This window comes from Xanthomonas sp. NCPPB 901 (genome assembly GCF_056725085.1).
Window position 1 is genome coordinate 4,391,362 of record NZ_CM161511.1, and the last position, 17,421, is coordinate 4,408,782.

Below are 17,421 nucleotides of genomic sequence, written 5' to 3' on the forward strand. Positions count from 1 at the left end.
CATGCCGCCCGGCGGCAAAGGAGATCGCCATGGACAGACGTACCGTACTCGGCCTGCTCGCCGGCACTGCCGCCGGCCTGCTGCCCGGCGCCGCCGCGGCGCACGACCCCACGCACGGCGACGCGCAGGCCGACGCGGCCTGGGCCGAGCGCTTCGCGCGCCTGCCGGGGGTGCGCCTGCAAGGCGACGAGCAGATCGCGATGCTGCTCTATCCCGGTTTCACCGCGCTGGATCTGGTCGGCCCCTATCACTTCCTGGCCGGGATGATGGGCGCCACGGTGCATCTGGTCAGCAACGGCGAGGACCTGACGCCGGTCCGCAGCGACATGGGCCTGGCGATCGCGCCGACCGTCACCTACGCCGATTGCCCGCGCATGCTCACCCTGGTGTTCGTGCCCGGCGGTACCGACGGCACCCTCGCGGCGGCGCGCGACCCGCGCACCCTGGCGTTCCTGCGCGAGACCGCGCCGCACGCCGACTACGTCACCAGCGTGTGCACCGGCGCGCTGATCCTCGGCGCGGCCGGATTGCTGCGCGGGCGCCGCGCCACCTCGCACTGGTCGGTGCGCCCGCTGCTCGCGCGCTTCGGCGCGACCCCGGTGGATGCGCGGGTGGTCGAGGACGGCAAGCTGATCACCGGCGCCGGGGTTTCGGCCGGGCTGGATTTCGGCCTGTCCGTGGTCGCCCACCTGCGCGGCCAGCCCTATGCCGCCGCCGCGATGCTGACCGCCGAGTACAACCCGCAACCGCCGTTCGCCGGCGGCACCGTGGCGACCACGCCGGCCGCGGTCGCCACGCCGATGGCGGCGATGTTCGCGCCGTTCGTGGCCGCGGCCAAGACCTTGCAGCCGCTGCCGGCGCTGCCGGACTAAAGGGCGGCGGACAGAACCGCTGCGCGGTCGCCAGGCGGCCGCGCCGGTCACGCGCCGGGCGGCGCGGCGCCAGCCGCATGCGCCGCGCGCAGGTGATCGATGAACACCCGCAGCTTCGGCGGCAGGTGCTCGCGCGCCGGGTAGTAGATGTGCCAGCCGGCGAACGGCGCGTGCCAGTCGTCCAGCACCCGCTGCAGGTGGCCGGCGGCGACGTCGGCGGCGACCTGCCATTCGAACGCCTGGCCCAGGCCCAGTCCGCGGCGCGCGGCGTCCAGGCCGACCAGGGTGTCGTTGACCACCAGCCGCCCGGTGACTTCGACCAGGAAATCGTGGCCGTCGCGGGTGAATTCCCAAGCCTGCAGGCGGCCGTCGGTGCGCCGCCAGCGGATGCAGTCGTGGTCGGCCAATTCGGCCGGCGTGCGCGGCGTCCCGTGTGCGGCGAAATACGCCGGTGCGGCCACCACCGTCTGCCGCTGCGGCGGGCCCACCGGCACCGCGATCATGTCGCGCGCCAGGCTCTCGCCCAGGCGGATGCCGGCGTCGAAGCCGCCGGCGACGATGTCGGCCAGGGTCCGGTCCGAATACAGCTCCACGCTGACCTCGGGATAGCGCGCCAGGAACGCCGGCAGGTGCGGACACACCAGTTGCTCGGCGGCCACCAGCGGCAGGTTGATGCGCAGCGTGCCGGCCGGGCGGTCGCGCAGGAAATCCAGGTCGGCGAACGCCGCATCGATCTGCGCCAGGCCCGGCGCCACGCGCTGCAGGAAGCGCTCGCCATGCTCGCTCAGGCCGACCCGGCGGGTGGTGCGGTTGAGCAGGCGCGCGCCCAGCTGCGCCTCCAGCGCGCGCAGCGTCTGCGACAGCGCCGAGGGCGAGACGCCCAGCTCGGCGGCGGCGCGGGTGAAGCTGCCATGGTGGGCGACGCGGACGAAGGCGACGACGGCGGACAGCGGCGGTGGACGGTGCATGGCGAGCGGGCAGCAGCGAAGGACGGACGCATCAGGTGCGCCAGCCATTATTTAGCACACCTTCAAAGCACATACGGATTACCCGGATTTATCCATGGCGACGCGGCGCCTACAGTGCCCGCACCCCACCTGGAGACCGCTGCGATGGCCCTCGATCACTACCGCCTGCTCGGCCGTTCCGGCCTGCGCGTCAGCCCGCTGTGCCTGGGCACCATGACCTTCGGCGCCGACTGGGGCTGGGGCGCGGACGCCGACGAGGCGCGCCGGCTGTTCGACCTGTACGTCGATGCCGGCGGCAACTTCCTCGACACCGCCAACATCTACACCAACGGCAGCGCCGAGACCCTGCTCGGCCGCTTCGTCGCCGGCCGCCGCGACCGCCTGGTGATCGCCAGCAAGTTCGCGCTCAATCCCTTTCCCGGCGACCCCAACGGCGGCGGCAACCACCGCAAGGCGCTGCTGCGTTCGGTCGACGCCAGCCTGGCGCGGCTGGGCACCGACTACCTTGACCTGCTGTACCTGCACGCCTGGGACGGCACCACCGGCATCGACGAGGTCATGCGCGGTTTCGACGACCTGGTCCGCGCCGGCAAGATCCTCTACGCCGGCATCTCCGACACCCCCGCCTGGCAGGTAGCGCGGATGCAGACCCTGGCCGACCTGCGCGGCTGGACGCCGTTCGTCGCCCTGCAGATCGAATACTCGCTGGCGCAGCGCACGGTCGAGCGCGAACTGGTGCCGATGGCCGAGGCGCTGGGCATGGCGGTGCTGGCTTGGTCGCCGCTGGCGATGGGCGTGCTCACCGGCAAGTACGGCGCCGCCGATCTGGCGCGGGTGCGCGCGGCCGCCTCCGGCGGCGCGCAGGTCGACGGCGTGGGCCGTGCCGAGGTCGCGCATTCGCAGCGTACCTTCAACGAGCACGCGCTGGCGGTGGCCGAAACGGTGGTGGCGCTGGCCGCCGAGTTGCAGCGCTCGCCGGCGCAGGTGGCGCTGGCCTGGCTGCTGGCGCGCGGGGCGATGCCGATCGTCGGCGCGCGCAGCGTGGCGCAGTTGCAGGACAATCTGGGTGCGCTGACACTGCGCCTGGATGCCGAAGCCCTGCAGCGGCTGGATGCCGTCAGCGCGATCGAACTGGGCTTCCCGCACGATTTCCTGGCCTCGCCCAATCCGCAGGCACTGCTGAGCGGCGGCACCCGGATCCAGCCCCGTTGACCCCCATGTCTCTCATCGCGAGGTGCAGCGCATGTCCACTCCCCATCGTTCCGTGCTGAAGGCGGCCCTGGCCGCCGGCCTGGCCGTCGGCGGCGCCGAGGCCGCCAGCGCGGCGCAACCGCCGTCCCCGCCCCGGCCCGACGCGCCCGCCGCCCTGCCCGGCCAGACCACGCTTGCCGAGGCCGAGGCCGCCGGCATCGCGCAGATCGACGCCTTGATGGGGCCGGCGCAGGCGCAGGCGATCCGCGCGTTGGCCGACGCCCCGGACACCGCGCTCACCGGCCGCGGCGCGGCCATCGCGTTCGGCGAGATCTACCGGCCCGGCACCGCGCTGGACCTGAAGACCCGCGAACTGGTCACCGTCGCGGTGCTGGCCAGCCTCGGCCACGCCGAGCCGCAACTGCGCCTGCACCTGCGTGCGGCGCGCGCCGCCGGCGCCAGCCGCGCCGAGATCTTCGCGGTGCTGGATCAGTTGCATGCCTACGTCGGCTTCCCGACCGCGCTCAACGCCCTGGCCATCGCCCGCGAGGTGCTGGACGCCCCCTCACCCTGAGCGAACCGGACACCGGCCACGCTCTCCCTCCCCTCCCCCTCAGGAGCATCCTCCATGCAAACCCGCACCCTCGGCCGCAACGGCCCCCGCGTCTCCGCCCTCGGCCTCGGCTGCATGGGCATGAGCGCGTTCTACGGCGGCCGCAGCGACGACGCCGCGTCGATCGCGGTCATCCATGCCGCGATCGAGCACGGCGTCAGCCTCATCGACACCGCCGACATGTACGGCCCGCATACCAACGAAGTGCTGGTCGGCAAGGCGCTGGCCGGGCGCCGCGACCAGGTCGTGCTGGCGACCAAGTTCGGCATCAAGCTCGACCCCAACGACCCGGCCGCGCGCGGCATCGACGGCCGCCCGGACTACGTGCAGTCCGCCTGCGAGGCCAGCCTGCGCCGGCTCGGCGTGGACCATATCGACCTGTACTACCAGCACCGGGTGGATCCGAACGTGCCGATCGAGGACACGGTCGGGGCGATGGCGCGGCTGGTGGAACAGGGCAAGGTGCGTTTCCTGGGCCTGTCCGAAGCCGCCGCCGCCACCATCCGCCGCGCCCACGCGGTGCATCCGATCACCGCGCTGCAGAGCGAGTACTCGCTGTGGTCGCGCGACCCGGAACACGACGGCGTGCTGGAGACGGTGCGCGAGCTGGGCATCGGCTTCGTGCCGTACTCGCCGCTGGGCCGCGGCTTCCTGACCGGGGCGATCCGCTCGCCGGAGGATTTCGAGGCCGACGACTACCGGCGCCATTCGCCGCGCTTCCAAGGCGAGAACTTCGCCCGCAACCTGCAGTTGGTGGAGCGGGTGCGCGCACTGGCCCAGGCCAAGGGCGTGACCCCGGGCCAGCTGGCGCTGGCCTGGGTGCTGGCGCAGGGCGAGGACCTGGTGCCGATCCCCGGCACCAAGCGCCTGGCCTACCTGGAAGAGAACCTGGGCGCGCTGCAGGTGAAGCTGAGCGCCGAGGAATTGGCGCAGATCGAGGCGATCTTCCCCGCCGACGCCGCCGCCGGCCATCGCTATCCGGCCGCCTCGCGCGGCGTCCTGCAGGGCTGAATCGCGCCCCCGGCCGCGGCGCGGGCCGATTGCCCGCGCCGCGCCGGCACCGCATGATGCGCGGGTGATCTCCTTCATCGTCCCCGCGCACGACGAAGCCGCCCTGATCGGCGACACGCTGGCCTCGCTGCACGTCGCCGCGCAGGCGCTACGGCTGGACTGCGAGACGCTGGTGGTGGCCGATGCCTGCCACGATGCCACCGCCGAGATCGCGCGCCGGCACGGCGCGCAGGTGCTGGAGGTGGAGCTACGGCACATCGCCGCCGTGCGCAATACCGGCGCCGCCGCCAGCCGCGGCCGCCACCTGCTGTTCGTCGATGCCGACACCCGGGTCAACACACCGTTGCTGGCCGCGGCGCTGCGCGCGCTGGGCACCGGCGCGGTCGGCGGCGGCGCGCAGGTGCGCCTGCTCGGCGACCCCGCCTGGTACGAACGCCTGGCCCAGGCATTGTTCGGCTGGCTGTTCCGCTGGACCGGCATCGCCCCCGGCTGCTTCCTGTTCTGCACGCGCAGCGCCTTCGTCGCCGCCGGCGGTTTCGACGAGCGCTACTACGCCGGCGAGGACGTGGCGCTGAGCCGTGCGCTGGCGCGGCAGGGACGCTTCGTGATCCTGCGCGAGGCGGTGCACACCTCCGACCGCAAGCTGCGCAGCTTCAGCAAGCGCGAGCACCTGGGGTTGTTGCTGCGCCTGCTGCGCCGCGGCCGCGGCCTGCTGCGTTCGCGCGACGGGCTGGGCTTCTGGTACGGGCAGCGCCGCGGGCGCTGAGCGCGCCGGCGCGGTTGCCGGCGCCGATGCGCTGGCAGTACGCTGCGCCCCCCTTGTGCGAGCTTTACGGATGAGCGTCCACACCAGCAGGAGCAGGCCCATCGCACTGCGCATCCTCGGCACGGGCGAGTATCTGCCCGCGCAGCAGGTGCCGGCGGAAACGTTCGACCGGCGCTGGGGCAAGCCCGCCGGCTGGACCCTGCGCCATACCGGCGTCGCCACGCGGCACTATGCCGGCGCCGACGAACCGGCCACGGCGATGGGCGAACGCGCCGCGCGCGCGGCGCTGGACGCGGCGCAACTGCAGGCATCGCACGTCGACTGCGTGATCAGCGCCTGCAGCCTGATGGAACAGGCGATTCCGTGCAGCGCGGCGCTGCTGCACGCGCGGCTGGGGCTGCAGGGCAGCGGCGTGCCGGCCTTCGACGTCAACGCCACCTGCCTGAGCTTCATCGCCGCGCTCGACCTGGCCGCCTGCGCGATCGCCGCCGGCCGTTACCAGCGCGTGCTGATCGTCTCCAGCGAGATCGCCAGCGTCGGCCTCAACCCGGACGATGCGGACACCGCACCGCTGTTCGGCGACGGCGCCGCCGCCGTGGTGCTCGGCGCCGGCGACGCCGACAGCGGCTCGCAGTTGCTGAGCGCGCGCCTGGAAACCTATTCCGAAGGCATCGACCACTGCCGCGTGCGTGCCGGCGGCACCCGCCTGCGCCTGGATCACGGGGTCGAGGCGCTGCGCGCCGGCTCGCAGTTCGAAATGAACGGCCGCGCCACCTACCGCCTCGCCGCGGCGAAGCTGCCCGGCTTCCTGCAGCGGCTGCTGGCGCAGGCCGGGGTCGAGCTGGCGCAGGTGCGGCGGATCGTGCCCCACCAGGCCAGCGCCAAGGCGCTGCGCCACCTGCGCGTCGCGCTGGGGCTGGCACCGGACGCGCTGGTCGAGATCATCGGCGACCACGGCAACCAGATGGCCGCGTCGATTCCCAGTGCGCTGCACCAGGCGATCCACAGCGGCCGCATCGTCCGCGGCGACCTGATCGGCCTGGTCGGCTCCGGCGCCGGGCTGGCGTTCGGCGGCGCGGTGCTGCGCTACTGACATGGCGCGCATTCTCGTCACCGGTGCGTCCGGCTTCATCGGCGCCTACCTCGTGCGCGCCCTGGCCGACGCCGGCGTGCCGGTGCGCGCCAGCGGCCGCGACGCCGCCAAGCTGGCGGCCTTCGCCGGCGATCCGCGCATCGAGGTGCTGCGCGCCGACCTCTGCCGCGACGACCTGGCGCCGCTGCTGCACGGCTGCGACGCGGTGATCCACTGCGCCGCGTTGTCGGTACCGTGGGCCAGCGCCGAAACCTTCCACCTGGCCAACGTGGTCGCCACCGAACGCCTGCTCGCCGCCGCGTTGGCCACGCGCGTGCGCCGCTTCGTGCACTTCAGTTCGCCCAGCATCTACTTCCGCTTCGCCGACCAGTACCAGGTGCGCGAGGAATTCACCCCGCCGGCGCGCTGGATCGGCGGCTATCCGCAGACCAAGTGGGAAGCCGAGGAGAAGGTGCGCGCGGCCGCGGCGGCCGGGCTGCCGGCGGTGGTGCTGCGCCCGCGCGCGGTGTTCGGCCATGGCGACAACGCGATCGTGCCGCGGTTGCTGGCGGTGGCGCAGCGCGGCTGGTTCCCGCTGGTCCATGGCGGCCGCGCGATGATCGACGTGTGCTGCGTGGAGAACGCGGTGGCCGCGGCGCTGGCCGCGCTGCGCGCCGAGCACATCGGCGACGGCCGCGCCTACAACATCAGCAACGGCACGCCGATCGCGGTGCGCGACCTGCTGACCGGGCTGTTCGCGGCGCTGCGCCTGCGTGTGCGGCTGCTGCCGGTGCCGCGCGGGCCGGCGCTGGCGCTGGCCACGCTCGGCGAACAGATCGCGCTGCGCCGGCGCGGCCAGCCGGAGCCGCGGCTCAGCCGCTACGGCATCGGCGTGCTCGGTTATTCGCAGACGCTGGATATCGGCCGCGCGCGCCGCGAGCTCGGCTATGCGCCGGTGCTGTCGACCGAGGCCGGGCTGGCCGCGCTGGGGCGGCCATGAGCGCGCCGCGGCTGCGCTGGCGGCTGTACGAGGCCGGCCACTGCACGCATCCGGAACGCGCCACGCGCCGCGGCGCGCCGCTGGCGCCCTGCCCGTTCCCGGCGCTGGCGGCACTGCTGCAGCATCCGCAGCACGGCGAGCTGCTGTTCGACACCGGCTATGCCCGCCCCTTCTTCGACGCGACCGCGCGCTTTCCCGAGCGCCTGTACCGCTGGCTGACCCCGGTGCGGCTGGCAGCCGGACAATCGCTGCGCGAACAGCTGGTGCGCGACGGCGTGGAGCCGGACGGCATCGGCTGGATCGTGCTGTCGCACTTCCATGGCGACCATGTCGGCGGCGTCGCCGAGTTTCCGCACGCACGCCTGGCCTGCGCGCAACAGGCCTGGGACGACCTGCAGCGCCGCGGCCGGCTGGGCGCGCTGCGCGAAGGCTTCCTGCCGGCGCTGCTGCACGGCGCGCGCCCGCGCATGCACTGGATCGAGTCGCTGCCGGCGGCGCCGCGCCCCACCGCACTGCACGACTTCGGCACGCCGCGCGATCTGTTCGGCGACGGCAGCGTGCTGCTGGTGCCACTGCCCGGACATGCGCCCGGCCACTACGGCCTGTGGTTCGAGGACGCGCACGGCCCGGTGTTCCTGATCGCCGATGCGGCCTGGTCCAGCGCCGCGCTGGCCGATGGCACGCCGCCGCCGGCGCTGGTCACCCGCCTGCTCGGCGAGCATCGTGTGTACCGCGACACGCTGGCGCGGCTGCATGCGCTGCGCCAAGCCGAGCCAGGATTGCGCCTGGTGCCCTCGCATTGCCGGCAATGGCGGCCGGCGCCGCAGGCGCACGCCGATGGCTGAGGCGCCCGGCGTGCTGATCACCGGCGCGCGCGCGCCGGTCGCGCTGGACCTGGCGCGCCGCTTCGCCGCGCAGGGCTGGCGCGTGCACCTGGCCGACAGCGTCGCCAGCCGCATCTCCGGCTGGTCGCGCGCGGTCGCCGCGCATCACCGCATCGCGCCGGCGCGCGATGCCGCGCGCGCCTGGCTGGCCGATCTGAACGCGCTGCTGCTGCGCGAACGGATCGACCTGCTGGTGCCGACCTGCGAGGAGGTGTTCTACCTGGCCCGCTACCGCAGCGCACTGCCCACGCAGCTGCAGCTGCCGCTGCACGACTTCGACACGCTGCGCAGCTTGCACAGCAAGTACCACTTCATGGAACTGGCGCGCGGGCTGGACAGCGGGATCGAGGTCCCCGCCAGCGTGCGCGTGCGCAGCCTGGAACAGGCGCGGGCCTGGGCCGGTGCCGGATCGCTTGTACTGAAGCCGGAGTTCTCCCGCTTCGGCGTGCATGTGCGGCTGTACCCGCACGGCGTGCCCGCCGCCGCGCCGCCGCTGCCCGACCAGGGCGACTGGGTCGCGCAGCGCTACTGCCGCGGCGAAGAGCGCTGCTCGTACGCGCTGGCGCGCGACGGCGTGCTGCTGGCGCATGCGGTGTACCGCCCGCGCTACCGGCTGCGGCGCAGTTCCAGCTACTACTTCGACGCCGCGCCGGACCCGCGGATCGAACGCTTCACCGCGCAGCTGGTGCAGTCGCTGCGCTTCAGCGGGCAGATCTCCTTCGACTGGATGGTGTCCGCGCAAGGGCGCTGCAGCGTGATCGAATGCAATCCGCGCGCGACCAGCGGCCTGCACCTGTTCGCCGCGACCGATCCGCTGGTGCCGTTGCTGTGCGGCGACGCGGGCGCGGCACAGGCGCCGCTGCGCCCGGCCGCGGACCGCGCGGCGATGCTGGGCGTGCTGATGCTGGGCGTGGCGCTGCCGGCGGCACTGGGCCATGGCCGGCTGCGACAGTGGCGCCAGGACTATGCGCGCGCCGAGGACGTGCTGGCGCCGCGCGGCGACCGCTGGCCGTTGGCCGGCGCGCTGCGCGACCTGGGCAGCCATGCGCGGCTGGCGCTGGCGCGGCGCTGCAGCGTGCGCGAGGCCGCCACCCGCGATACCGAATGGGACGGCGAGGCGCTGCCGCCGCCATGAGTGCCGACGCCGACGCCGCGGCCGCCGACTTCGCCGCGCAACTCCAGCGATTCGCCGTGCTGCATGCCGGCGGCGACGCGCAGCAGCTGGCCGACAACGCGCATGCGCGCATCGAAGTGCTGCAGGCCGGCGCACTGGCGCTGCCGGTGACGGTGGCCGAGCGCCACCCGGGCAATGCCTGGGTGTGCTCGCCGCGCACCACCTATGCCGACTACGCCGCCGAGGAGGCCACGCGGCTGCTGCCGGGCGCGCTGGCCGCGCCGGTGCGCGGCCTGTGCGGCGGTATCGGCGCGTGGCTGGACTGGGCGCGGATCGACCGCGCGGTCACCCTCAACAACTGGCTGCTGTCCACCAACCTGTACCCGCCGCTGCCGCCGACCGGGCTGCGCACGCTGCTGGACGCCGCGCGTGCGCGCTGGCCCGACCACGCGCTGTGGTTCCGTTCGCTCAATGCGGTGGACACGCCGCAGTGGCTGCAGGCGCTGCAGGCCGAAGGCTTCACCCTGATCGCCAGCCGCCAGGTGTACCTGTACGAGGACTGGCCGCGGTTGCTGCGGCACCGCGACCTGGCCCGCGACCTCAAGCTGGTCGATCGGCGCGACCTGCAGCGCTGCGGCAACGACGCCATCGGCGAGGCCGACTACCCGCGCATCGCCGCACTGTACGCGCAGCTGTACCTGCACAAGTACTCGCGTTGCAATCCGGCCTATCGCGCCGACGCCCTGCGCGCCTGGCACCGCGCCGGGCTGCTGCGCTTGGACGGCTTCCGCGACGACGCCGGGCAGCTGGTGTGCATCACCGGCCTGTTCGGCATCGGCGGTACCGTCACCGCGCCGATCGTCGGCTACGACCTGCGCCTGCCGCAGCGGCTGGCGCTGTACCGCACCCTCACCGCCTGCGGCATCGACCATGCGCGGCGGCACGGACAGCGCCTCAACCAGAGCGCCGGCGCGGCCAGCTTCAAGCGCCAACGCGGCGGCATGCCGGTCATCGAATACAGTGCGGTCGATGCGCGGCACCTGCCGTTGCGGCGGCGCCAGCCGATCGCCGCACTCGGCGCACTGACCCGGCGCATCGGCGTGCCGCTGATGCGCAGGCATCGGCTGTGAATGGCGCCCGCGCCACACCGGGACACGCTCCGTAACCGTTTCCAGCACCAATCCTGAGGTGCGCGCAAGGTCGCGGGCAATGCCGCTGCCTTATACTTTTCCGCACCTGCAACATCCTATCGCCGCTGCGGCCCGGGACATCTGTGGAATGGATTGCGCATCTGACCCATGCCGGCACCTTGCTGATCGTCAATGCGTTGCTCGCGGCGCTGTCCTCGGCGATGTTCCTGGCGCTGTCCATCACCGGCCGCAAGGAACGGCACGCGCGCAGCCTGTTGCTGCTCGCGCTGAGCTACGGCGTCTTCGCCCTGGGCTTCGGCATCCTGCTGGCGCCGGTCTGGAACGTCACCGCGCCCTGGGTCAACCACACCGGCAACGTCACCCTGGACGTGGCCACCGCGTTGACGCTGGTGGCGGTGAACGCCTACCTGCAACGCCCGCTGCTGCAATGGACGCTGTTGGTGCCGGTCGCGCTGCTCTGCGCGCTGGAACTGTACAGCCTGCACTACGCCGGCCACGATCACCGGATCATGGTGATCTTCGGCGGCCTGGTGCGCGGCATGCTGACCGTGGCCACGGCGGTGGCGCTGTGGCGCCATGCCGCCAGCGTGATGCGCACGGCGGCGCGCTTCACCGCCGTCCTCCACTTCCTGTGGGCTGGCATGATCGGGCTGCGGATCGCCTGGTGGGCCTTCCATCCCGACATCGGTTTCAACTACGACCCGACCACCACCTTCGGCCTACTCTCGCGCATCGTGCTGACCGCCAGCATCGCTCCCGGCATCCTGTGGATGCTGAGCCGCGAAATGAACGCGGAACTGGCGCGGCACGCGTCGCAGGATCCGCTCACCGGGGTGACCAACCGCCGGGTGATGTGGGAGCGCGGCGAGGCGGCGATGCTCGATGCCGGGCGCAAGCAGGCGTCGATCGCGGTGCTGATGATCGACGTGGACCATTTCAAGGCGATCAACGACCGCTTCGGCCATGCGATCGGCGACCAGGTGCTGGTCGCCATCGCGCAGACGCTGGCGCAGGACGTCCGCCTGCCCGACCTGTTGGCACGCATCGGCGGCGAGGAGTTCATGGTGCTGGTGCCGCAGGGCGACGAAGCGGGCGTGCGCGACCTCGCCGAGCGCCTGCGCCGGCGCATCGCGCAACAGCAGATCGACGCCGCGGCGGAGGCGCCGCTGGTATGCACGGTGAGCATCGGCTACTGCCTGTCGCCAGGCGCGCAGGCGTCCTGGCAGACCCTGGTGCTGGCCGCCGACCAGGCGCTGTACGCGGCCAAGCGTGCCGGCCGCAACCGGATCGCCGGCACCACCGTCGCATGATCGCCCGCGGCCGGCGACACGCCATGCGCGCGATGCGGGCGACATGAGCGCCTGGCATCCGTCCCTGTACCGGCAATGGTTCGCCGTCGCCCCCGCGGCGGCGCTGCGACGGCGGCCGCTGGCGGTGTCGGTGATGGACCGGCATGCGGCGATCGCGCGCTGCGCCGACGGCGGCCTGCTGGCGCTGGAAGACCGGTGCCCGCACCGGCATGCGCCGCTGTCGGCCGGCTGCGCCACCGGCGACGGCCTGTCCTGTCCGTACCACGGCTGGCGCTTCGACCGCACCGGCGCGCTGCGCGAGATTCCCGGCCTGCCGCCCGGACAGGCGCCGCCGGCGGTCCGGGTGCGCGCCTTCGCCGCGCGCGAGCACGACGGGCTGATCTGGCTGCGTCCCGATCCCGAGGGCGCGGACGCGCCGTCGCAGCTGGTGCAGGCGTTGCAGCCGTCGGCGCGGCGGTTCCTGTGGCGCACGCGCTGGGACGCGCACGTGGTCGATGCGCTGGAAAACTTCCTGGACCCGCTGCACACCCACCTGCTGCATCCGGGGCTGGTGCGGCGTGGCGGCGCGCGCACCGCCATGCGCGCCGAACTGCGCCACACCGACGAAGGCTTCCACGTGGACTACCGCGGCGCCGCGGCGCAGAGCGGCTGGCTGTACCGGCTGTTCGAGTCGCCGCGCATCCTGGAACGCGCGCATTTCGCCGCTCCCGGCAGCGCGCAGATCGAATACCGCTACGCGCGCGGCGGCCGCGTGCGGATCAGCCTGCACTTCACCCCGCGCGATGTGCGCAGCACCGATGTCTTCGCCAGCCTGCACGTGGAGGGACGCTGGGCGCCGGCGTGGGCGGTGCGCCTGCTGGTGTGGCCGCTGCTGCGCCGGGTCGGCGAGCAGGACCGGCGCATGCTCGCCCTGCAGTCGCGCAACCTGCTGCGCTACCCGGGTGCGCGCGGCGCCTCCACCGCGCTGGACCTGGTGCGCGACCCGCTGCGCCGCTACTGGGAAGGCGAGGCGCTGCCGACACCCGGCAGCGGCCACGACGTGGACCTCATGCTGTGACCGCGCCGAGCTGCTGCAGCACCTCCGCCAGCGGCAGCGGACGCCCGAGCAGATAGCCCTGCACGCGGCCGCAGCCGTGCGCGCGCAGCCAGCGCAACTGCGCCTCGGTTTCCACGCCCTCGGCGACCACCTCCAGCCCCAGGCAATGGCCCAGGGTCAGCAGCGCCTGGCAGATCGAGGCGTTGCGCGGATCGCGGTCCACCTCGGCGACGAAGCTGCGGTCGATCTTCAGCGCATCCAGCGGCAGGTCGCGCAGATACGCCATGCTCGAGAAGCCGGTCCCGACGTCGTCCAGCGCCACCCGCACGCCCAGCGCGCGCAGTTGCCGCAGCACGTCGCCGGCCTGCTGCGGCTGGCGCATCAGGCTGCTCTCGGTCAGTTCCAGCTGCAGGCCGTCGGCGGGCAGCCCGGCCTCGGCGCAGGCCTGCACCAGGTCGGCGACCAGATCGCCATCGAAGAACTGCAGCGCCGACACGTTCACCGCCACCGCCAGGTCCGGCCAGCCGTGGTCGGCTAATGCGCGGCGCGCGTGCGCCGCCGCGCGCATCACCCAGCGTCCCAGCGACAGGATCAGCCCGGTGTCCTCGCACAACTGGATGAACGCATCGGGCGCAATGAAACTGCCATCGGCCTGCGGCCAGCGGATCAGCGCTTCCAGTTCGCGCGGGGCGCCGCTGGCGGCGTCCATGATCGGCTGGAAATGCAACTCGAACTCCTGCCGCGCGATCGCCTGCTGGATGCGTCCGGCCAGGCGCAGGCGCTCTCCGGTCCGCGCCGCCATGGCGCGGTCGAAGCGCACCAGGCTGCGGCCCTCGGCCTGCGCCGCATGCGCGGCCTGCGCGGCGCTGCCGATGGCCTCGTCGGCGTCGGCGGCATCGTCCGGACACAGCGCCACGCCGATGTGCGCCTGCAATTGCTGGGCGAACCCGCCGCCCTGCACCGGCGCATACAGCGCCTCCTGCAGCGCCTGCAAGGCCTGCGGCAACGCCTGCGGATCCAGGATCGCCAGCACGAAATCCTGCGCCGGCTGGTGAGCGCTCAGGCCGAAGCGCTCGCCGAGCACGCGAATGCGCCCGGCCACCGCGCCGCGCACCGCGTCGCCGGCGGCGCGGCCCAGGGTGTCGCCGATCAGGGCCAGGCCGCGCACCTGCACGTAGGCGATGGCATAGCCACCGCGCTGCGCGCGCAGGGCGTCGGCCAGGGCCCGCGGCTTGAGCAGGCCGGTGCTGAACTCGTGGCGCGCCAGGTACGCCAGTTCGCGTTCGTGGGCCAGCCGCTCGGTGACGTCCTCGGCCAGGATCAACCGCGCCGGTACGCCGCCGAATTCCAGGTCGGCACTGTGGACGCACACCGACAGCAGGCTGCCGTCCTTGCGCCGGTGGGTCAACACGCTCGGCACGTCGAAGCCCTCGCGCGGTTTGCGCACGTCCTGCAGCAAGCGCTCGGCATCCTCCGACGGGCGCAGATCGCGCAGGTCCATCGCCAGGAATTCCTCGCGGCTGTAGCCGTACTGGCGCATCGCGGCCTGGTTCACTTCAAGAAAGCGCAGGCTGTCGACGGCGAACACCCAGTACGGCAGCGGATTGCGGTCGAACATCAGCCGGAACTGCCGCTCGGCGTCGAGCAGGCGCGCCTGCGCCATCACCCGGTCGCTGACGTCCTGCACCGCACCGGTCATGCACATGCCCTCACGCGTGCGCACCAGCGCGCCGCGCGCGGCCAGCCAGCGCAGGCGCCCGTCGGGCAGGTGCATGCGGTAGACGGTGTTGTAGTCCGCGCGCCCCTGCGCGGCGTCCTCGTACAGCTGCGCCACCCGCGCGCGATCGGCCTCGTCGATCCGCCCCAGGAAGGCCTCGATCGGCATCTGCATGCGCTGCAGGCCGAACATCGCCCCGGTCGGCTCGGACAGGCGCAGCACGCGCTGCGCGATGTCGATGCGCCAGGTACCGATGCCGCCCATGCCGTGGGCCAGGCGCAGGTCCTCGTCGCCGCGGCGCAGCCGTTGCAGCAGGTGGCGCTGGCGACGCTCGGCGCGGCGCAGGCTGCCGAGCAGATAGGCCAGGCCGAGCAGGTACAGCATGTACACCAGCGCCGCCACCGTGGCGAACCACCACCAGCCCGACAGCGTCTCGCGCAGCCCCACGCCGGCCACCACCAGCAACGGATCCGCGCCGCCGCCGCTCAACGCCAGGATCCGCGGCGTGCCGTCGAAGACGTCGCGGCGCAGGCCCAGCGCACCACCGTGCGGCATCGGCTGCGCCAGCGCCATCGGCAGGCGCGGCTGGCCGGCCGCGAGCGGGCGGCTGGCGGCCAGCAGCACGCCCTGCGCATCGGTCAGGGCGACGATGCCGTCGCGCCCGCTGTCGGTGCCCCGCACGATGCGCTGCAGGGCGGCCACCCGCCACTGCGCCTCGACCCAGCCGTCCGTCCCCCAGGGCACGGCCACGCGCACCACCGCCTCGCCGTCGGCCAGGCGCAGCGGCGGGCTCACGCACACCCGCCCGTCGCAGCGCGCCCGCGGCAGCCACGCGCGCAGTTGCGGATCGCCGGCGTCGCCGAAGCGGCGTTGGCCCTGCTTATCCAGCAAGGCCACCTCGCGCAATTCCGGGCGCCGCGCCTGCAGGCCGCGCAGCGAGGCGGCGATCAGCTCGGGCGCACGCGCCGGCGTCTGCGCCAGCAGCGCCTGCGCGCCCTGTCCTTCGCCATGCAGGGCATGGCCGAGATTGTCCAGTTGCAACTGCAGCAGGCGGTCGACGCCGGTGGCCAGCGCCAGGCTCTGCCGCTGCGCCGCGGCCAGGCGGGTGTGGCGGTCCTGCGCCAGCACCAGCACCAGGCCGGCGGCCAGCAGCACCGCCAAGGCCAGGCCCCAGGTCGCGATCGCCCGCAGCGGCGCGCGCGTGACGCGCCGCAGGCTGTGCCGGAAGCGACGGTCACGCTTCCTGTCGGCGAGCGGGTTCAGCGACATCGAGAGGGGGAGTGCGGCGGAGGTGCTGGATACAGCGGCCCGAGACCGGCGATCTTGACCATCCGTGACGCGTTGTTGCGTTCAGCGATCCGGATAAACGATTCAGTCCAGTACCGGCCATTGCGCCAGTTGCTGCGTCGTCAGGCCCAAGTGCGCCGTGCGATGGCGTATGGCGGACGCGGGCCGCGCGGCATGTGCGACTGCAGCGTGCACTTTGCGGCCGCTGTGCTAGAAAGAAGCTGCCTCAAGATCGCCCGCCGACGTTCCGCGTTCGTCACCGCATCTGCAAGGAGCCCGTCATGATCGCTTTGTTCAAGGGGTTGGGATTGCTGCTCGAGGACAACGCGCTGCACCAGCGCTCGTTTCCCGAACAGGTCGCGCACTGGCAGCACAAGAGCGAGGCGCAGATCCGCGACGAGGTGGCGTTGCTGGCCAAGGCCAAGCAGCAGTGGCTGGTGGCCTCGATCATCGGCTGGCAGGCGATCTCGCTGATCCTGCTCGGCGTGATCACCGCGCAGTTGTGGCAGCACGACTATCACCTGACGTTCTCGCGCATCGTCATCGTGGTCACCTCGTGGGTGGCGATCCTGTTCGTGATCTGGTTCATCGCCAACATGTTCGACCGCACCGCCGGCTTCGAGCGCTGGCTCACCGCGTTCAACAGCCGCGAACCGCTCTCGGCCGATGCCGACACTGTGGAATGCGTGGCCGACGCGCTGAACATGGCGCGCAAGTACCCGGAGATCCTCGCCTACAAGCGCGAGGTGGTGGCCAATCGCGAACTGCGCCACGAGGACATCCGGATCATGCGCGAGATGGGCCGCATCCGCCTGCATGCCGAACTGGTCGCCTCGCTGATCCAGTTCGAAGGCACGCCGCCGGGCGGCCAGCCCGGCGTGTTCCGCGTCGCCGGCTGAGCAGCGCGACGCCGGCACCGACGCGTTGGTCACCGACGACGGCGGCCAGCGCGTCACCGGAACAACGCCTTCGACCACAGCGGCCTTGCCGGCGACCGGCAGCGCACCATCGCCACCGGCGATTGCGCGCACGCGGCTGTTCCCGTCGAGGCGATGATGTCGCAGTAGAGCTTCCTGTAGGAGCGGTTTCAGCCGCGACGGGCGTTACCGGTAAGCCCGTCGCGGCTGAAGCCGCTCCTACGCGACAACGTCATGCGCGGCAGAAGCAGGTTATTAGAGGTGCTCTTTAATCGCGACGCGTCATCCGACAGCTCGTTGCACACGCTGTCGGGACTGAAAAGTCCCTCCCACAATAGCCGCGATCAGATCGCGACATTTCGGATGCGAAGACGGAGTGGACGGTGCGATGTGCCGCATCCTTAGACGTCGTATGCATGGTGGCGGCTGAAGCCGCTCCTACATCTCGCGCGCCGGATCGCGGCAACGCCTCCTGTGGGAGCGACTTCAGTCGCGACGAGGGGGGGCGTCCG

Annotated in this window: 15 protein-coding genes; 13 read left to right on the forward strand and 2 right to left on the reverse strand. The window is 72.7% G+C overall.

The genetic code is table 11. The annotated features are described in order from the left end of the window. Nucleotides 1-29: 29 nt before the first annotated feature. Nucleotides 30-872, forward strand: coding sequence for a DJ-1/PfpI family protein (locus AC1PME_RS18665; RefSeq protein ID WP_307552685.1), 843 nt, complete (start codon nucleotides 30-32; stop codon nucleotides 870-872). A gap of 47 nt (nucleotides 873-919) precedes the next feature. Here AC1PME_RS18665 and AC1PME_RS18670 read toward each other — a convergent pair whose 3' ends face one another. Continuing rightward, nucleotides 920-1,840: a LysR family transcriptional regulator gene (locus AC1PME_RS18670; RefSeq protein WP_481096659.1), complete on the reverse strand. Its 921-nt coding sequence runs from the start codon at nucleotides 1,838-1,840 to the stop codon at nucleotides 920-922. A 144-nt stretch (nucleotides 1,841-1,984) separates the two neighbouring features. On the opposite strand from AC1PME_RS18670, the gene AC1PME_RS18675 reads away from it, so the two are divergent. The 11 genes from AC1PME_RS18675 to AC1PME_RS18725 all read left to right on the forward strand — a co-directional run bounded on the left by AC1PME_RS18675 (nucleotide 1,985) and on the right by AC1PME_RS18725 (nucleotide 13,009). Beyond that, on the forward strand, nucleotides 1,985-3,052 hold the full coding sequence (locus AC1PME_RS18675; RefSeq protein WP_254459316.1) for an aldo/keto reductase: 1,068 nt from the start codon (nucleotides 1,985-1,987) through the stop codon (nucleotides 3,050-3,052). A gap of 31 nt (nucleotides 3,053-3,083) precedes the next feature. After that, the gene (locus AC1PME_RS18680) at nucleotides 3,084-3,605 is read left to right on the forward strand and encodes a carboxymuconolactone decarboxylase family protein (RefSeq protein WP_481096660.1); all 522 of its coding nucleotides are present in this window, start codon (nucleotides 3,084-3,086) and stop codon (nucleotides 3,603-3,605) included. Nucleotides 3,606-3,659: 54 nt separating this feature from the next. Next, complete coding sequence (locus AC1PME_RS18685) at nucleotides 3,660-4,655, forward strand: aldo/keto reductase (protein ID WP_481096661.1); 996 nt, start codon at nucleotides 3,660-3,662, stop codon at nucleotides 4,653-4,655. 64 nt (nucleotides 4,656-4,719) lie between these two features. After that, nucleotides 4,720-5,421 (forward strand): glycosyltransferase, encoded by a 702-nt coding sequence (locus tag AC1PME_RS18690; RefSeq protein WP_307552694.1) that lies wholly within the window; start codon nucleotides 4,720-4,722, stop codon nucleotides 5,419-5,421. A gap of 70 nt (nucleotides 5,422-5,491) precedes the next feature. Beyond that, nucleotides 5,492-6,514: a 3-oxoacyl-[acyl-carrier-protein] synthase III C-terminal domain-containing protein gene (locus tag AC1PME_RS18695; protein ID WP_307552697.1), complete on the forward strand. Its 1,023-nt coding sequence runs from the start codon at nucleotides 5,492-5,494 to the stop codon at nucleotides 6,512-6,514. Between the two features lies 1 nt (nucleotide 6,515). Then, nucleotides 6,516-7,493 carry an NAD-dependent epimerase/dehydratase family protein gene (locus AC1PME_RS18700; protein ID WP_481096662.1) on the forward strand — a complete coding sequence of 326 codons (978 nt, stop codon included), beginning with the start codon at nucleotides 6,516-6,518 and terminating at the stop codon, nucleotides 7,491-7,493. Then, nucleotides 7,490-8,338 (forward strand): MBL fold metallo-hydrolase, encoded by an 849-nt coding sequence (locus AC1PME_RS18705; protein ID WP_481096663.1) that lies wholly within the window; start codon nucleotides 7,490-7,492, stop codon nucleotides 8,336-8,338. Before AC1PME_RS18700 ends, AC1PME_RS18705 begins: the two co-directional genes overlap by 4 nt. Continuing rightward, entirely contained in the window at nucleotides 8,331-9,512 is a 1,182-nt protein-coding gene (locus AC1PME_RS18710) for an ATP-grasp domain-containing protein (RefSeq protein ID WP_481096664.1), read from the forward strand. The genes AC1PME_RS18705 and AC1PME_RS18710 overlap by 8 nt, the downstream gene beginning before the upstream one ends. Beyond that, complete coding sequence (locus tag AC1PME_RS18715; protein WP_481096665.1) at nucleotides 9,509-10,621, forward strand: hypothetical protein; 1,113 nt, start codon at nucleotides 9,509-9,511, stop codon at nucleotides 10,619-10,621. Before AC1PME_RS18710 ends, AC1PME_RS18715 begins: the two co-directional genes overlap by 4 nt. Nucleotides 10,622-10,764: 143 nt before the next feature. Then, nucleotides 10,765-11,952 carry a GGDEF domain-containing protein gene (locus AC1PME_RS18720; RefSeq protein ID WP_254459325.1) on the forward strand — a complete coding sequence of 396 codons (1,188 nt, stop codon included), beginning with the start codon at nucleotides 10,765-10,767 and terminating at the stop codon, nucleotides 11,950-11,952. Between the two features lie 43 nt (nucleotides 11,953-11,995). Continuing rightward, a complete protein-coding gene (locus tag AC1PME_RS18725) occupies nucleotides 11,996-13,009 on the forward strand; it encodes a Rieske 2Fe-2S domain-containing protein (protein ID WP_481096666.1) in 1,014 nt (337 codons plus the stop codon). Here the strand turns inward: AC1PME_RS18725 and AC1PME_RS18730 are convergent. Then, nucleotides 12,999-15,974: a bifunctional diguanylate cyclase/phosphodiesterase gene (locus tag AC1PME_RS18730; RefSeq protein WP_481096667.1), complete on the reverse strand. Its 2,976-nt coding sequence runs from the start codon at nucleotides 15,972-15,974 to the stop codon at nucleotides 12,999-13,001. The two genes, AC1PME_RS18725 and AC1PME_RS18730, sit on opposite strands and share 11 nt — an antisense overlap. Before the next feature lie 299 nt (nucleotides 15,975-16,273). Between AC1PME_RS18730 and AC1PME_RS18735 the strand changes: the two genes are divergently transcribed. Continuing rightward, complete coding sequence (locus AC1PME_RS18735; RefSeq protein WP_343237520.1) at nucleotides 16,274-16,891, forward strand: hypothetical protein; 618 nt, start codon at nucleotides 16,274-16,276, stop codon at nucleotides 16,889-16,891. The last annotated feature ends 530 nt before the right edge of the window (nucleotides 16,892-17,421 follow it).

What these genes read in the sequence shown, in the direction of transcription:
- AC1PME_RS18665 (WP_307552685.1), top strand. Translation starts at nt 30, where the DNA reads ATGGACAGACGTACCGTACTCGGCCTGCTCGCCGGCACTGCCGCCGGC.
- AC1PME_RS18670 (WP_481096659.1), bottom strand. Translation starts at nt 1,840, where the DNA reads ATGCACCGTCCACCGCCGCTGTCCGCCGTCGTCGCCTTCGTCCGCGTC.
- AC1PME_RS18675 (WP_254459316.1), top strand. Translation starts at nt 1,985, where the DNA reads ATGGCCCTCGATCACTACCGCCTGCTCGGCCGTTCCGGCCTGCGCGTC.
- AC1PME_RS18680 (WP_481096660.1), top strand. Translation starts at nt 3,084, where the DNA reads ATGTCCACTCCCCATCGTTCCGTGCTGAAGGCGGCCCTGGCCGCCGGC.
- AC1PME_RS18685 (WP_481096661.1), top strand. Translation starts at nt 3,660, where the DNA reads ATGCAAACCCGCACCCTCGGCCGCAACGGCCCCCGCGTCTCCGCCCTC.
- AC1PME_RS18695 (WP_307552697.1), top strand. Translation starts at nt 5,492, where the DNA reads ATGAGCGTCCACACCAGCAGGAGCAGGCCCATCGCACTGCGCATCCTC.
- AC1PME_RS18700 (WP_481096662.1), top strand. Translation starts at nt 6,516, where the DNA reads ATGGCGCGCATTCTCGTCACCGGTGCGTCCGGCTTCATCGGCGCCTAC.
- AC1PME_RS18705 (WP_481096663.1), top strand. Translation starts at nt 7,490, where the DNA reads ATGAGCGCGCCGCGGCTGCGCTGGCGGCTGTACGAGGCCGGCCACTGC.
- AC1PME_RS18710 (WP_481096664.1), top strand. Translation starts at nt 8,331, where the DNA reads ATGGCTGAGGCGCCCGGCGTGCTGATCACCGGCGCGCGCGCGCCGGTC.
- AC1PME_RS18715 (WP_481096665.1), top strand. Translation starts at nt 9,509, where the DNA reads ATGAGTGCCGACGCCGACGCCGCGGCCGCCGACTTCGCCGCGCAACTC.
- AC1PME_RS18725 (WP_481096666.1), top strand. Translation starts at nt 11,996, where the DNA reads ATGAGCGCCTGGCATCCGTCCCTGTACCGGCAATGGTTCGCCGTCGCC.
- AC1PME_RS18730 (WP_481096667.1), bottom strand. Translation starts at nt 15,974, where the DNA reads ATGTCGCTGAACCCGCTCGCCGACAGGAAGCGTGACCGTCGCTTCCGG.
- AC1PME_RS18735 (WP_343237520.1), top strand. Translation starts at nt 16,274, where the DNA reads ATGATCGCTTTGTTCAAGGGGTTGGGATTGCTGCTCGAGGACAACGCG.